Source organism: Streptomyces sp. NBC_00459 (assembly GCF_036013955.1).
Lineage (GTDB): Bacteria > Actinomycetota > Actinomycetes > Streptomycetales > Streptomycetaceae > Streptomyces.
On sequence record NZ_CP107903.1, the window covers coordinates 5,806,684 to 5,820,674 of the forward strand.

The following is a 13,991-nucleotide window of genomic DNA, read 5'->3' on the forward strand; positions in this document are numbered from 1 at the left end:
CGTCAGCCTGCCTGCTCGCGCGGCGCCAGCCACTCCTGGAGTTCGATCAGGTTTCCTTCCGGGTCCTCCAGGTAGGCGACTCGCATCCGGTCGCCCATCGGGGCCGGGGTCCGGGTGAAGTCCGCCCCGCGGGCGGTGAGTTCGGCGTGTGTGGCGTCCAGGTCGTCCACCCGCAGCACCACCAGTGCGCGGTGTCCGGCCGGCTCCGCCCCCAGCCGCTCCAGTACGCCGGCCATCTGCGCCCGGTCCTGCAGTGCGATCGCCGCGTGCCCGGTGTCGGGGCTGAGCTTGGCGTACGGGCCGCTCTCGGCCTCGAACTGCGGCTTGAGCCCGAGCACGTCCCGGTAGAAGCGGTAGACGGCGGGGAAGTCGGACACCAGCAGGCGTATCTGGGTGAGTTCCATACCGATCTTTCTAGTCCAGAGAGCGAGGCGGCGGGAGAGCGGGAGGCAGATGCCCCGTACCCCGTCGAGGTCGCTTCAGGTCGCCGCCGGTCTCTGTCCGTGGGCGATGACCTCCGTGCCGTGAGCGGGCCCTCCCGGTGTGATCACGCGCGGTCCGCGCGGACGAGGTGCGTTGAGCGGACCCGGCCACTGACAACGCCCCCGAGGTCACCCCGTACCGAGCCCACCAGCCCACCAGCCCAGCTGCACATCCCCACCCCCCACCCCCCGTACCCTGGACCCGTGAGTACCAGCCCCGTCCCCGACGCCTCCCCCGATGCGCTGTTCGGCGCCGCCGACATCCGCGAGCTGGCCGACGTCCTCGGCGTCCGGCCCACCAAGCAGCGCGGGCAGAACTTCGTGATCGACGCCAACACCGTCCGCCGTATCGTGCGCACCGCCGGTGTGCGGCCCGACGACGTGGTCGTCGAGGTCGGGCCGGGGCTCGGGTCCCTCACCCTCGCGCTGCTGGAGGCCGCCGACCGGGTCGTCGCCGTCGAGATCGACGACGTGCTCGCGGGCGCGCTGCCCGCCACCGTCGCCGCTCGGATGCCCGGCCGCGCGGACCGGTTCTCGCTGGTGCACTCCGACGCCATGCGCGTCACCGAACTGCCGGGCCCCCCGCCCACCGCACTGGTCGCGAATCTCCCGTACAACGTCGCGGTGCCCGTGCTGCTGCACATGCTGGAGACGTTCCCGAGCATCGAGCGGACCCTCGTCATGGTGCAGGCGGAGGTCGCCGACCGGCTCGCCGCGCCGCCCGGGTCGAAGGTGTACGGCGTCCCGTCCGTGAAGGCCAACTGGTACGCCGAGGTCAAGCGCGCCGGTTCCATCGGCCGCAACGTCTTCTGGCCCGCGCCCAATGTCGACAGCGGGCTCGTCTCGCTCGTCCGGCGGGCCGAGCCGCTGAAGACGACCGCCGAGCGGCGCGAGGTGTTCGCCGTCGTCGACGCCGCCTTCGCCCAGCGGCGCAAGACCCTGCGCGCCGCGCTCGCCGGTTGGGCCGGATCGGCCGCCGCCGCCGAGAGCGCCCTCGTCGCCGCCGGTGTCTCCCCGCAGGCCCGCGGCGAGTCCCTGAGCGTCGAGGAGTTCGTCCGCATCGCGGAGAACAAGGTCCAGGAGGACAAGGTCCAGCAGCAGAACAGTGGCGACGAGGAGTCCGGGCAGCTGTGAGCGTCACCGTTCGGGTTCCTGCCAAGGTCAACGTCCAGCTCGCGGTGGGTGCCGCGCGTCCCGACGGCTTCCACGACCTCGCCAACGTCTTCCTCGCCGTCGGCCTCTTCGACGAGGTGACCGTCACCCCGGCAGCGGAACTCCGGATCACCTGTGACGGGCCCGACGCCGCTCAAGTCCCCCTCGACGGTACGAATCTCGCCGCCCGCGCCGCCGTCGCACTCGCCGAGCGGTACGGCCGTACGCCCGATGTGCACATCCACATCGCCAAGGACATCCCCGTCGCGGGTGGGATGGCGGGCGGCAGCGCGGATGGCGCCGGTGCGCTGCTCGCCTGTGACGCGCTGTGGGGGACCGGGGCCTCGCGTGTCGAACTCCTCGACATCTGCGCCGAGTTGGGCAGCGATGTGCCTTTCAGCCTGGTGGGCGGGGCCGCGCTCGGGATCGGGCGCGGGGAGAAGCTGACGGTCCTGGAGACCGGTGGCACCTTCCACTGGGTGTTCGCGATGGCGGAGCGCGGGCTGTCGACGCCGGCCGTGTTCCGGGAGTTCGACCGGCTGGTCGCGGACAGTGACGTTCCGGTGCCGGTCGCCTCGCCGGAACTCCTCGACGCGCTCGCCAAGGGCGACCCCGACGCGCTCGCCGCGTCCGTCTCCAACGACCTCCAGCCCGCCGCCCTCTCCCTCTTCCCGGCCCTCGCCGACACCCTCGCCGCAGGCCGTGCGGCGGGCGCGCTGGCCGCGCTGGTCTCGGGTTCCGGTCCGACGACGGCGTTCCTCGCCCGGGACGCGGAGGCCGCGCGGCAGGTGGAGCGGGCGCTGTCGGCGTCCGGTACCTGCCGGGCCGTACGAGTGACCTCGGGGCCTGTACCGGGTGCCAGGGTGCTGTGACAGCGCGTACGCGACGGCTGCCCCATTTGCCGGACCCGCACAGGGAATTCACCGTTCCTTGGCCTGGACCTGCGCGGGTGGGGCGGGCGTGACGAGTAGGGTTTCTTTCAACTTCAAGCACTCGCCGTCCGCCACAAGTCTTCGCTGAGGCCCAGGAGTTCACCGAATTCCAGAGTGCGTGCACGGCGTGGGGTCCCCCTTGAGTTGCCAACTCCCCCAGCACTTCGGAAGGCATCTCCGTGTCAGTACCTCCCCCCTCCTCGTCCTCTTCCTCTCCGGCTCCCTCCCATCGCCGGAAGGTCCCCCTCACCCGGCGCGGCGTGATCGGTGCCGCGGGCGCCGTCGCCGTCGGCGGTGCGCTGACCCCGGTGGTCTTCGCGGCCACCAACGGTGAGGACTCCGCCTCCGGTACGACGGACGGCGCATCCGGTACGTCCGCCACGTCCGGTACCGCGGGGACCGAGCCGCAGAAGTTCCCGGCCACCCGCACCGAGGCCGCCACCGGCACCGCCGAGGCCAGTGCCGCTTTCGCCATCTCGTACGTCGGTGTGCGCTGGAGCGGCGCGGCGGACGGTGCCGGGATCAGGTTCGCGGACGGTGCCTCCGCGCCCGGCAAGTGGCAGGACCTGAACGGCGGTTGCGCGACTGTCGAGGGCGGCGGCACGGCGCTGGTGGCGGCGGGGGACGCCACCGCGTACGAGCTGAAGCTGCCGGACGGGTCGAGCGCGAGCGGGGCGCGGTCGCTGGCGATCGACACGACCGGCGGGGCCGGCAAGACCTTCCGGGTGCCGACCGAGCCGACCCGGGTGCGCGGGGTGCAGTACCTGTCGCGGCCGGCGTGGGGGGCCGACGAGTCGAAGCGGTACAAGGACGGCAAGGTCAACTCGCCCGAGGTGTACTACCCGTTCCAGACGATCACCGTCCACCACACGGACACCCCGAACGCCGATCCCGACCCGGCGTCGACGGTGCGCGGCATCTACGAGTACCACGCGATCACCCTCGACTGGGGCGACATCGGCTACCACTTCCTCATCGACGAGGCGGGTGCCGTCTACGAGGGCCGCTACTCCGGCGACGACCTCGTCCCCGCCTTCGACAAGGACGGCAAGCTCGTCACCGCCTTCCACACCGGCGGCTTCAACTCCGGCAACCTCGGCATCGCGCTGCTCGGCAACCTGGTCGCCCAGCCGCCGACCGACGCGGCCAAGGCGTCACTGATCCGCCTGATCAAGGTGATCGCCCGCTTCAAGGGCCTGGACCCGCAGGCCAAGTTGACCTACGTGAACCCGGTCAACGGCGTGACGAAGGACGTCAACGCGATCAGCGGCCACCGCGACTGGCTGGCGACCGACTGCCCCGGCCAGACGATGTACGACCTCCTCGGCGAGGTCCGTACGGCGGTCGCCGGCAAGCCCGCCTGACCAACAGCCGTGCGCCCCGGGCGAGTTGCGTCCCGGGGCGCACGGCTTCTGATACTCGGCTCAGCTGATGTGCGTGCCGGTCAGAAGGTGAGCTTCCAGCTGTTGATGTAGCCGGTGTCGGCGCTGTAGACGTCCTGGACCTTGAGCTGCCAGGTCCCGTTGACGGTGGTCTCGCTGGACGCGTCGACGGTGTAGGTGGCGTCGACGTTGTCGGTGGAGTCCGAGGAACTGCTGTTCTTCAGGCGGTAGGTGGAGCCGTCCGGTGCGACCAGGTCGATGACGAGGTCACCGCGGTAGGTGTGCACGATGTTGACGTACACGGACAGGTCGCTGGGCGCGCTGCCGGTGATGCCGCTGACGGTGATCGGCGAGTACACCGCCGACCCGGCGTCCGTGATGGTCACATCGGTGGTCGACTCGAAGGTGGTGCCGGTGTCGCCGTCGTCCCCGTCGTCAGTCCCGCTCGGGGTGACCTGGAGGAGCAGGTTGGGGCTCCCGGTGCCGACGCTGGTGAGGGTGCCACTGGACGCGGCCGAGGTCAGCGCGGTGGCGACCTGGGCGGGCGTGGCGCCGGGGTTCTCGCCCAGGTAGACGGCCGCCGCGCCGGCGACGTGCGGGGACGCCATCGACGTACCGGAGAGTGAGGCGGTGGCGGAGTTCGACGTGTTGTACGTCGACGTGATGCTGGAGCCCGGCGCGAAGATGTCCAGTACGGAGCCGTAGTTGGAGAACGACGACCGCGCGTCGGCACTCGTGCTGGAGCCCACGGTGATGGCGGAGGCGACGCGGGCCGGGGAGTTCGATGACGCGTTGACGTTGTCGTTGCCGGCGGCCACCGCGTAAGTGACGCCCGAGGCAATGGAGTTGGCGACTGCCTCGTCGAGTACGGAGTCCGCGTCGCCGCCCAGCGACATGTTGGCGACGGCCGGGCTGACGTGGTTCGCGGTCACCCAGTCGATACCGGCGACGACCTGGTCGGTGGTCCCGGACCCCGAGTCGTCGAGCACGCGCACGGCGACGATCTTGGCGGCCTTGGCGACACCGTACGTGGCACTGGCGACGGTCCCGGCGACGTGCGTGCCGTGCCCGTTGCCGTCGTTCGCGCTGGTGTCGCCGTCGATGGCGTCGTAGCCGTAGGAGGCGCGTCCGCCGAAGTCGGTGTGGGTGATCCGTACGCCGGTGTCGATGATGTAGGCGGTCACGCCGCTGCCCGCGCTGGACGGGTAGGTGTAGGCGGAGTCGAGCGGCAGGTCCGCCTGGTCGATGCGGTCGAGTCCCCAAGTGGGGCCGGTCTGCGTGTCGTTGATGTGCAGGGTCTTGTTCTGCACGACCTTCGCCACGGCGGGGTCGGCGGCGAGCCGCTCTGCCTCGGCCTCGGTCATCTCGGTCGCGTACCCGTTGAGGGCGGACGTGTAGGTCCGCTCGACCTCGGCGCCGTACCGGGTGGCGAGCGCCTTGCCCTTGCTGGACGCGGCCCGGAAACCGGCACTGTCCTTGAGGGTGACGATGTAGCTGTCCTTGATGGCACCTTCGGCGTCGGCGCCCTGGATCACCCCGACGGCCGGGGTGGCCGCGACGGCGGGCGATACGGCGGCGCCGGCGAGGGCGAGCACGGAGGCGACGGCGGCGAGCGCGGCGAGGGTGCCGCGTCTGGGCGAGAAACTGTGCGCGGAGCCGGGGGTGGGGCGCCCGGCGGGCATGCCTGTGGGGGAGTGCGGTACGGACACTGGGTGGTTCCCCTCTTGTTCGATGTGCACGAGGCGTACGGGGACGTGTGGGGGGTGAGGGGGGTGGCGTCTCCGTGGGCACACCGTGGCGGAATTGAAGGGATCACGTCAATGGGGGGAATCCCTACGTCCGGGTAACGAGCGTGTCGAGCGCGCCCACCGCCGCACGGACATGGGCCGGGACCAGACCCGACGCCTCTCCCGCGCACCACCAGTACGGCTCCTCGTCAGCGAGCTGCCCGTCCGCGCCCCGCGGATGCATGCCGAGGCCGTGATCGGCGCACACGGGCCACGCCTGCCACATTCGGTCCATGATGGTCTCCTGCGCGGCATCGGCGACCTCTGCCAGCGCGGCGGCAGGGTCGTCCGCACAGTCCGGGTCCAAACAGTTGCCGTGCCACTCGTCGTCGGCCAGAGTGACGTAGACGTTCTCCGGTTCGTTCGCGTCGCAGGGCGTAAGGGCCAGCAGGCGCAGGGGCTCCTGCGCGGGAAGGGTCACCGCCAGGTCCCGGTTGAGAAGGGCGAGAGCCCGGTCCCACACGGGGTACTCGCCCGGCGAGACGCGACGGGGTTCGGGGCTGTCGAGAAGAGTGGCCATGGGCACTATTTTCCGACGCGCGGGGGCCCCGGGTCGCACACCAGGTAGCTGGTCGCGTCCGCCGAGAAAGCGCTGCCTGCCCCAGGCGCCCAGGCACTCGCGGTGCCGTTTCGTGGGCCCGGGGAAACCGCCTACGCGGCCACCCGGGCCGCCGCCGGCGACAGTGCGACCATCGCCGCCCGCGCCGTGACGCAGGCCGCCCAGTCGAAGGCGGCGTTCCGTACCGCCGCCGCGAACGAGGCCCGGGCCCAGGCGAAGGCCGCTGCCGCCGCCGCACAGGCGCAGACCGCCAATGCGGCCCGGGATCTCGCGAAGGCGAAGCTCGCCGAACAGCAGAAGGCCGTCGCCGAGGCGCACTCCGCCAACGCGCAGAAGAACGCCGCCCAGGCCGCGAGAGTCGCCAACGCGGCTACCGGGGACGCCAAGGCCGCCTACACCATCGCCGACAAGGCCGCCGGACGCGCCGAGGGCTACGCCAAGGACGCCCGCGACTCCGCCGACCAGGTGGCACTGGACGCCGCCGCAGCCCGCACCTCCGCGTCCGAGGCCGAACAGGCGGCGAAGGACGCCCGTTCGGCGGCCGACCGCGCCGACGCCGAGGCCATCGCGGCCGAGGAGGCGGCCAGAGGAACTCGTCGCAGATCTGTACGCATGGTCGAGGGGCATCGACGCCGCGCTGAACCTGTACGTGCAGGACCGGGACGAAGGCAGACACGAGCAGTGGTCGCGGCAGCAGTTCCGCGAAGGGATGGAGCTTGCGAGGCCGGTGGAGCGGGTTTGGACCCTCCGCACCACCAGCCGCTCCCGGTCACCCTTCAGACGACGCCGACACTTCCGCTCACGTACATCACCTCATCGGCGAACCGCATTTCCAACGGCCCGTCCGCGCTTTGGTCTGCTGCGCGAGCATATTTATGCTCATGGCCAGCGGCTCTGTGGTCATCGACGCCTTGGCACAATGGCCGCGGGCAACGGCTACTTCATCAAGCTCGTCAGAGCGCCCAAGGCGGAGGGTCAGCCGAAACACCCCAGGGCCACTACGTGCAGACCTGCTACCCGAAGTAGGAAGGTGACCCGCTGTGCAACGCTTCACCGAGTTCGACTTCGGCGTCTCGTGGGTGATGGGCTTCTGGCATCAGGACTGGGGCTACGAGGCCGACACCGCCGCCGAGGTCGTCGAGCAACACCTGCCGGAAGGGGCCGGCGAGTATGCCCTGGCGGTCCGCCGGGACGCCCGGACGCTCCTCGACAACCTTCCGTCCAAGTCGCTGGACTTGCTGTGGACGGCTGGATCGCAGTACATCCCGAGATTCGAGCAGAACTCGGCGGCCGAGTGGACGCGGACGGTCATCGGCGTGTGTGACACCTGGCTGTCCGCACAGAGTGAGGTACGCCCTCTCACCGGAGCCGACACGGAGGACGGTCTGGCCCACCGGGACGCGGTCGTCGCCGAGATCGAGGGGATGGGGTTCCTGGCCGCCGAGGTACGCCGGGCGCTTGTCGACTGCGCTCACCACTGCACCCCGGACCTGGCGTTGCGGGTGCTGCTGAGGGTCGCCGTGGAAACCCCCGGTGCGTCATTGTCCGAGGACCAGTACAAGAGGCTGGATCGCATCGGATCGGCACTCCACTACGGCGAGTTCGTGGTGGAGGACGTCAAATTCCTGGTGGCCGAGGGCGACTAGCCGTACGGCCCGTAAGGCACTCTCCGCGCGGGGCCCTACACGGCCTTCCCGATCTGGTCCCCAGCACAGAAGGTGACGGTCAATGCGCAGTACCGACGAGTCCGACTTCGGTGTGACCTGGCTGATGAGCATGTTCCACGAGGACTGGAGTCATCACGGGCCCACGGCCGCCGACGCGGTCGGATACCACCTCTGCGACGAACTGGACCCGGAGAGCGTTCTCGCCGTCCGGAGGGACGCCCGGCTGTTGCTGCTGCTCCCCTCGGAGACGATCGAGGTGCTGTGGCTGGCCGGCACGGCGGTCGGGCCGTCCTTCTTCTCCGGCTTCTCCGGAGGACGGACCGGCGTCACCTCGGGAACGCGGTGGATGGAGACGCTCACCGGCCTGTGCGACGCCTGGCTGTCCCGGCACGCGCAGAGCGCCGTCCCCGCCGCCGTCCCCGTCGAGTGGGACGGCGTGGAGCTGGCCGACGCGGTCCTCGCCGAGATCGGTGAGGACCGCGTCGTACCGGAGCGGGCCGGGCGGGCGCTGGCCGAGTGTGTCCATCACTGCACCCCGGACCTGGCGTTCCGGCTGCTGCTGCGGGCGATGGCCCGGACAGGCGCCGCGTCCGGCGCGACGCTCTCGCCGGAGCACTACGCGCGGCTGGCGGCGCTGGGATCGGCTTTCCACTACGGCGAGTTCGTCGTGGTGAACGTCGAGTACCTGGTGGCCGACGACTAGAGGCACGGACTGAGGGCCCTCCCCGTACGGCCGCATGGGGAGGGCCCTCACTCGGCGTTCCCGATCTGGTCGCGTCCGCCGAGAAGATAGGGACCGACGGCAGCGGTGGGCGTGCTCGCCGGCGGGTGACGCCTTGCTTCTGGGACGAGCCGCCGAATCTGGGGCGGTCAGGCAAGCTGACGGCTACAACGAGGCGTACGACCTCAGCCAGAGTGCCCAAGACTGGGCATGACGGTGCCCGGCTCAGGTCGGGCCCCGCTCATTCAGAACGGACCGCTGTCAGTCGTCGTGGTCCTCTGCCACCCCGGTCAGCCGCTGATCGAGGTCGCTTGCCCAGTGCTGGGCCCAGACTCTGAGTTCTTCCGTCTCCTCCGACGTGAGGCTATAAGCGGCGAATTCGTCGTCGTCGAACCACTCCGCACCGCCGAGACGCTCACGGAGGTCCTGGAGACGGAACTCGCCGCGACCATGCAGCTCGCCGAGCCGTTCGAGATCTTGAAGATTGTGGCTGTCGGCGGCGGCGTGAACGTCGATGAGGTCTCTGACGGCACCGCGATCGGCCAAGGCGCGGACCTTGGTCCCGATGACGTCCTCGAAGGAGAGGACCAGTCCGTGTTCGGTCAACTCGGGCGACGCCCAGAAGTTCTCCTTGAGGACGTCCACTTCGCAGTCCTCGCCGGTGTCGGGGCTGGCCACCAGCAGACGAGCGGAGAGAGGGTCGACACTGATTACGGTGACCTGCCAGCCTCGGTGTGAGAGCCCCTGCCTCAGATCCTGGGCAATGGCAGCCATGGGAGCAGGGTTCTCGGTCGCGACGTCGATGTCCTGGCTGAGACGGTCTACGAGCCCGTGCGCCTGGACGGCGTATCCGCCCGTGATGACCAGCGGATAAGGAGTGCCGATGGAAAGGACGTCGGCGAGGAGCCGACGGTGGAGGCCGCTGAGGTTCACGCCGCAGTCGGTCCGGTCCGGCGCACGAGTTCAGGGAAGTGTTCTTCCCACACCGTACGGATGTGCCGACTGATGAGGGTGCGCAGGACCGGCCACTGCTCGATCAGCAGATCGCGGTGGAGGAAGGCCGCCACATCATCCCGCTGTCCTTCGGCCAGGACGGTGCGGTACAGGCTCATACGCTGCCGGGGCCGGTCCAGATCGTAGCTGCGCAGACCTGACCAGGCGATGTGGAGGGGCAGCGGAACCTGGCCGTGTGTCGGACCGGCGAGGTCTTCGATGGCGTCCGGGAGCCGGTCCGCGTAGCGCGCCCGCAGCACGTCGGCCGTGGAGAGCTGGGAACTGGAGAAGGACTGCGGTGCCATGCCGGTGATTATTCCTCCTGGCCCGCGCGGGCGCCTACACGATGCCGTTTCACCGGCCCCCGCGAATCCGCCCGCCAACCCCACCCACCCCGCCCACTATCCTGGAAGGTCGACCCACCCACCTCAGGAGCAAAATGGCCGTCAACCTCGTCAATGTCGAGAACGTCAGCAAGGTGTACGGGACCCGTGCCCTGCTCGACGGGATCTCGCTCGGGGTGTCCGAGGGGGACCGGATCGGGGTCGTGGGTCGTAATGGCGACGGCAAGACCACCCTCATCCGGATGCTCGCCAAGCTGGAGGAGGCCGACACCGGGCGTGTCACCCACTCCGGCGGTCTGCGACTCGGTGTCCTCACCCAGCACGACTCCCTCGACCCCGCCGCCACCGTCCGCCACGAGGTCATCCGGGACATGGCGGACCACGAGTGGGCCGGGAACTCCAAGATCAGGGACGTTCTCACCGGGCTGTTCGGCGGACTCGACCTGCCCGGGTTCCCGCAGGGCCTCGACACCGTCATCGGGCCCCTGTCCGGTGGTGAGCGGCGTCGGATCGCGCTCGCCAAGCTGCTCATCGACGATCCCGACCTGATCGTTCTCGACGAGCCCACCAACCACCTCGACGTCGAGGGCATCTCCTGGCTCGCCCGGCATCTGCGCGAGCGCCGCTCCGCGCTCGTCTGCGTCACCCACGACCGGTGGTTCCTCGACCAGGTCTGCACCAGCATGTGGGACGTGCAGAAGGGCGCGGTGTACGAGTACGAGGGCGGCTACACCGACTACGTCTTCGCCCGCGCCGAACGCGAGCGCATCGCCGCCACCGAGGAGGTCAAGCGGCAGAACCTCGTCCGCAAGGAACTGGCCTGGCTGCGGCGCGGGGCACCCGCCCGTACGTCCAAGCCGCGCTTCCGCGTCGAGGCCGCCAACGAGCTGATCGCCGACGTACCGCCGCCCCGGGACAGCAGCGAGCTGATGAAGTTCGCCTCGACCCGGCTCGGCAAGACCGTGTTCGACCTTGAGGACGTGACCGTGCAGGCCGGGCCCAAGGTGCTGCTGAAGCACCTCACCTGGCAGCTCGGCCCCGGTGACCGCATCGGGCTCGTCGGGGTGAACGGCGCCGGCAAGACCTCCCTCCTGCGTGCCATGGCCGATGCCGCCCGCAGCGGGGGCGAGACACAGCCCGTCGCCGGGCGGGTCGCCGTCGGGAAGACCGTCAAGCTGGCCTATCTCTCCCAGGAGGTCGGCGAGCTCGACCCGAACCTGCGGGTGCTGGAGGCCGTGCAGCAGATCCGGGACCGGGTCGACCTCGGCAAGGGGCGCGAGCTGACCGCCGGGCAGCTGTGCGAGACGTTCGGGTTCGGCAAGGAGAAGCAGTGGACCCCGGTCGGGGACCTGAGCGGTGGTGAGCGGCGCAGGCTGCAGATCCTGCGTCTGCTCATGGACGAGCCCAACGTCCTCTTCCTCGACGAGCCCACCAACGACCTCGACATCGAGACCCTCACCCAGCTCGAAGACCTCCTCGACGGCTGGCCCGGGTCCATGGTCGTCATCTCCCACGACCGGTTCTTCATCGAGCGGACCACCGACCGTGTCTTCGCGCTCCTCGGCGATGCCGCCCTCCGGATGCTGCCGCGCGGCATCGACGAGTACCTGGAGCGGCGCAAGCGGATGGAGGATGCCGCCGCAGCCGCCGTACCGGTTCCCGCCGCCAAGGCCGTCACCGAGAAGAGCGCCGCCGACACCCGCGCAGCCAAGAAGGAACTCCAGAAGATCGAGCGGCAGTTGGACAAGATGTCCGAGCGGGAGAGCAGGCTGCACACGCAGATCGCCGACAACGCCACCGACTTCGAGAAGGTCGCCAAACTCGACGCCGAACTCCGCGAACTCTCCGGCGAACGCGACGACTTGGAACTGCGGTGGCTGGAACTCGCGGACGAGGCGTAGTCGTCGCACCGCCGAAGGCGGACGAACGGTGAAACTCGCAGACGTGGCGTGAAGGGCACGTGAACGCGCATAACGGCGGCATCACGGGGCGGTTCGCCCTTGGGAACAGAGGTGGGCAGGGGCGGATACAGTCCGGTGCGGGGTGGCCACGGAGTGGTAGAAAGAGCCCTCTGAGACTCCCCGAGCACCGCTACGCGTGCGTCCGCGCACCGTTCGCGTGCCTCGAGGCGTGGCTAAAAATCAGCTGAAGGGGGAACGCGCTGATGACCCAGCCGCCCAGCCAACCGCCCCAGGGTCCGCCCCAGGGCGGCTTCGGCCCACCGCCGGAGACCCCGCCGCACGTGGCGCAGGGAACGCCCTACGGGGCCCCGCCGCCCCTGCCGCCGGCCCCGCCCACGCCCCAGCCGGGGTACGGCTATCCGCAACAGCCCGGCCCCTACGCCCAACCGGGCCCGTACGGTGCCCAGTCCGGCCCCTACGCCCAGCAGCCCCCGGCGTACGGGGCGCCGCCGCCCACCCCCGGCTACGGCTACCCGGGCCAGCAGCCCCCGCAGTTCCCCGGGGCCCCCGTACCTCCGCCGCCCTCCCGCAACCCCTTCAAGGGGCGGCCCGCGTTGATGCTCGGGGCGGCCGTCGCCGCGCTGCTCGTCATCGGGGGCACCGTGTACGCCGTGACCAGCGGCGGTGGCGACGACGACAAGCCTTCCGCCGGCGGAAGCCAGGCCGGCCCCGACCTCTCCGTGCCCCCCTCCGGCCCCGCCGACGCCAGTGGGGGCGGCGACGACGCCGGCGGTGGCACTGCCGGTGCCGACCCCGACGACCTCAACGAGGGTCGCCAGGCGGGCGAGTCGAAGGTGCTCTGGTCCAAGGACGCCCCGGACGCGCCCGCCTCCGGGGCCGATGCCGACGGCATGTGGATCACCGACAAGGTGGCCGTGAAGTCGGCGTACAAGGAGATGTTCGCGTTCCGGGTCGGGGACGGGGACACGGCCTGGGGGCCGATCACCTTCCCGCAGAAGATCTGCGCCGTCACTCCGCAGAAGTCGGCCGACGACAAGATCGTGGTCGCCTACATGAGCGGTGCCAGCGACCGCGCCAAGTGCAACCAGCTCCAGGTGCTCGACCTGAACACGGGTGCGAAGGGATGGAGCGGAAAGGTCGCCGACGGGGCGCTGTTCGACAGCGCGCTCAGCGTCGAGCTGACGCTCACCGGGACGACCCTGATGGTCGGGCGCTCGCAGTCCGGCACGGCGTACGACCTGAACACCGGCGCCAAGCTGTTCGACAAGGTGAGGTACGGGGCCGCCTGCTTCCCCGCCGCCTTCGCGGGCGGCGCGAAGCTGATCGTCGTGTCGTCCTGCGGGGCGTCCACCTCCACCGAGCACGACGAGGTGCAGGAGCTCGACCCGAGGACCGGGGCGGCCAGGTGGACCCGGCCGATTCCGAAGGGCTGGGCGGTCGGGCGCACGTACTCCGTCGATCCTGTCGTCCTCTACCTCACCAACGAGGACAAGAAGTCGTGGAACATCTCCACGCTCAAGGCCGACGGCAGCTTCCGTTCCGAGGTGGCCGTCGACGAGTCCTTCGCGCCCCTGTGCGGCTGGGCGATCCTCGAACGCGACCTCCAGGGCTGCCAGGGCGTCGCCACCGACGCCGAGACCCTCTATCTGCCGACCAAGGCGACCACCGGCGCCAACGAGATCGTCGCGATCAACCTGGCCACCGGCAAGGAGAAGTGGCGCGCCAAGTCACCGGCCGACGAATCGATGCTGCCCCTGAAGGTCGAGGGCGGCCGGCTCATCGCCTACGTCGAGCCGTCGTACGACGCCGGCGGCCAGGTCGTGTCGATCCCCGTCACCGGCAGCAGCCACACCCCGACGACGCTGCTGAAGAACCCGGCGGCAGCCGCCGACGTCGAGAACGGCTTCTACTCCAAGGCGTACGACTGGGTCGACGGCCGCTTCTATCTCTCCACCACCCGACTGAGCGGCAGGGACGAGCTGAAGGAGAAGCTGATGCTCGCCTACGGCAAGTAACACGTCCTTTCCCTGTCCCACTCTTCTCTCTCTCC

At 70.2% G+C, this 13,991-nt stretch carries 14 protein-coding genes; 7 read left to right on the forward strand and 7 right to left on the reverse strand.

Annotation, left to right across the window (positions count from 1 at the left end):
• Window positions 1-2: 2 nt before the first annotated feature.
• Complete coding sequence (locus tag OHN74_RS25755) at window positions 3-404, reverse strand: VOC family protein (RefSeq protein WP_327696965.1); 402 nt, start codon at window positions 402-404, stop codon at window positions 3-5.
• Window positions 405-686: 282 nt separating this feature from the next.
• Here OHN74_RS25755 and rsmA point away from each other — a divergent pair, with 282 nt between their 5' ends.
• The 3 genes from rsmA to OHN74_RS25770 all read left to right on the forward strand — a co-directional run bounded on the left by rsmA (window position 687) and on the right by OHN74_RS25770 (window position 3,930).
• Window positions 687-1,616 (forward strand): 16S rRNA (adenine(1518)-N(6)/adenine(1519)-N(6))-dimethyltransferase RsmA, encoded by a 930-nt coding sequence (gene rsmA, locus OHN74_RS25760; protein ID WP_327696966.1) that lies wholly within the window; start codon window positions 687-689, stop codon window positions 1,614-1,616.
• Window positions 1,613-2,506 carry a 4-(cytidine 5'-diphospho)-2-C-methyl-D-erythritol kinase gene (locus OHN74_RS25765; protein WP_327696967.1) on the forward strand — a complete coding sequence of 298 codons (894 nt, stop codon included), beginning with the start codon at window positions 1,613-1,615 and terminating at the stop codon, window positions 2,504-2,506. The genes rsmA and OHN74_RS25765 overlap by 4 nt, the downstream gene beginning before the upstream one ends.
• 320 nt (window positions 2,507-2,826) lie before the next feature.
• Window positions 2,827-3,930 (forward strand): peptidoglycan recognition protein family protein, encoded by a 1,104-nt coding sequence (locus OHN74_RS25770; protein WP_327696968.1) that lies wholly within the window; start codon window positions 2,827-2,829, stop codon window positions 3,928-3,930.
• A gap of 80 nt (window positions 3,931-4,010) precedes the next feature.
• Here the strand turns inward: OHN74_RS25770 and OHN74_RS25775 are convergent, their stop codons facing one another.
• From OHN74_RS25775 to OHN74_RS25790, 4 genes are all read right to left on the reverse strand, one after another.
• A complete protein-coding gene (locus OHN74_RS25775) occupies window positions 4,011-5,630 on the reverse strand; it encodes a S8 family peptidase (RefSeq protein WP_327700270.1) in 1,620 nt (539 codons plus the stop codon).
• A 151-nt stretch (window positions 5,631-5,781) separates the two neighbouring features.
• A complete protein-coding gene (locus OHN74_RS25780) occupies window positions 5,782-6,255 on the reverse strand; it encodes a hypothetical protein (protein ID WP_327696969.1) in 474 nt (157 codons plus the stop codon).
• Between the two features lie 131 nt (window positions 6,256-6,386).
• A complete protein-coding gene (locus OHN74_RS25785) occupies window positions 6,387-6,680 on the reverse strand; it encodes a hypothetical protein (protein WP_327696970.1) in 294 nt (97 codons plus the stop codon).
• Between the two features lie 45 nt (window positions 6,681-6,725).
• On the reverse strand, window positions 6,726-6,908 hold the full coding sequence (locus OHN74_RS25790) for a hypothetical protein (RefSeq protein WP_327696971.1): 183 nt from the start codon (window positions 6,906-6,908) through the stop codon (window positions 6,726-6,728).
• Between the two features lie 426 nt (window positions 6,909-7,334).
• Here OHN74_RS25790 and OHN74_RS25795 point away from each other — a divergent pair, with 426 nt between their 5' ends.
• Entirely contained in the window at window positions 7,335-7,940 is a 606-nt protein-coding gene (locus OHN74_RS25795) for a hypothetical protein (RefSeq protein ID WP_327696972.1), read from the forward strand.
• A gap of 82 nt (window positions 7,941-8,022) precedes the next feature.
• Window positions 8,023-8,664 (forward strand): hypothetical protein, encoded by a 642-nt coding sequence (locus tag OHN74_RS25800; protein ID WP_327696973.1) that lies wholly within the window; start codon window positions 8,023-8,025, stop codon window positions 8,662-8,664.
• 279 nt (window positions 8,665-8,943) lie between these two features.
• Here the strand turns inward: OHN74_RS25800 and OHN74_RS25805 are convergent, their stop codons facing one another.
• Entirely contained in the window at window positions 8,944-9,615 is a 672-nt protein-coding gene (locus tag OHN74_RS25805; protein WP_327696974.1) for a nucleotidyl transferase AbiEii/AbiGii toxin family protein, read from the reverse strand.
• Window positions 9,612-9,980 (reverse strand): hypothetical protein, encoded by a 369-nt coding sequence (locus OHN74_RS25810; RefSeq protein WP_327696975.1) that lies wholly within the window; start codon window positions 9,978-9,980, stop codon window positions 9,612-9,614. The genes OHN74_RS25805 and OHN74_RS25810 overlap by 4 nt, the downstream gene beginning before the upstream one ends.
• A 134-nt stretch (window positions 9,981-10,114) precedes the next feature.
• Here OHN74_RS25810 and OHN74_RS25815 point away from each other — a divergent pair, with 134 nt between their 5' ends.
• Together OHN74_RS25815 and OHN74_RS25820 are read left to right on the forward strand one after the other, a co-directional pair.
• A complete protein-coding gene (locus OHN74_RS25815; RefSeq protein WP_327696976.1) occupies window positions 10,115-11,920 on the forward strand; it encodes an ABC-F family ATP-binding cassette domain-containing protein in 1,806 nt (601 codons plus the stop codon).
• Window positions 11,921-12,183: 263 nt separating this feature from the next.
• The gene (locus OHN74_RS25820; protein WP_327696977.1) at window positions 12,184-13,956 is read left to right on the forward strand and encodes an outer membrane protein assembly factor BamB family protein; all 1,773 of its coding nucleotides are present in this window, start codon (window positions 12,184-12,186) and stop codon (window positions 13,954-13,956) included.
• Window positions 13,957-13,991 lie beyond the last annotated feature (35 nt).

Coding starts and splice junctions, on each gene's coding strand:
- OHN74_RS25755 (WP_327696965.1), bottom strand. CDS start 404: ATGGAACTCACCCAGATACGCCTGCTGGTGTCCGACTTCCCCGCCGTC.
- OHN74_RS25775 (WP_327700270.1), bottom strand. CDS start 5,630: ATGCCCGCCGGGCGCCCCACCCCCGGCTCCGCGCACAGTTTCTCGCCC.
- OHN74_RS25780 (WP_327696969.1), bottom strand. CDS start 6,255: ATGGCCACTCTTCTCGACAGCCCCGAACCCCGTCGCGTCTCGCCGGGC.
- OHN74_RS25790 (WP_327696971.1), bottom strand. CDS start 6,908: ATGCGTACAGATCTGCGACGAGTTCCTCTGGCCGCCTCCTCGGCCGCG.
- OHN74_RS25800 (WP_327696973.1), top strand. CDS start 8,023: ATGCGCAGTACCGACGAGTCCGACTTCGGTGTGACCTGGCTGATGAGC.
- OHN74_RS25810 (WP_327696975.1), bottom strand. CDS start 9,980: ATGGCACCGCAGTCCTTCTCCAGTTCCCAGCTCTCCACGGCCGACGTG.
- OHN74_RS25815 (WP_327696976.1), top strand. CDS start 10,115: ATGGCCGTCAACCTCGTCAATGTCGAGAACGTCAGCAAGGTGTACGGG.
- OHN74_RS25820 (WP_327696977.1), top strand. CDS start 12,184: ATGACCCAGCCGCCCAGCCAACCGCCCCAGGGTCCGCCCCAGGGCGGC.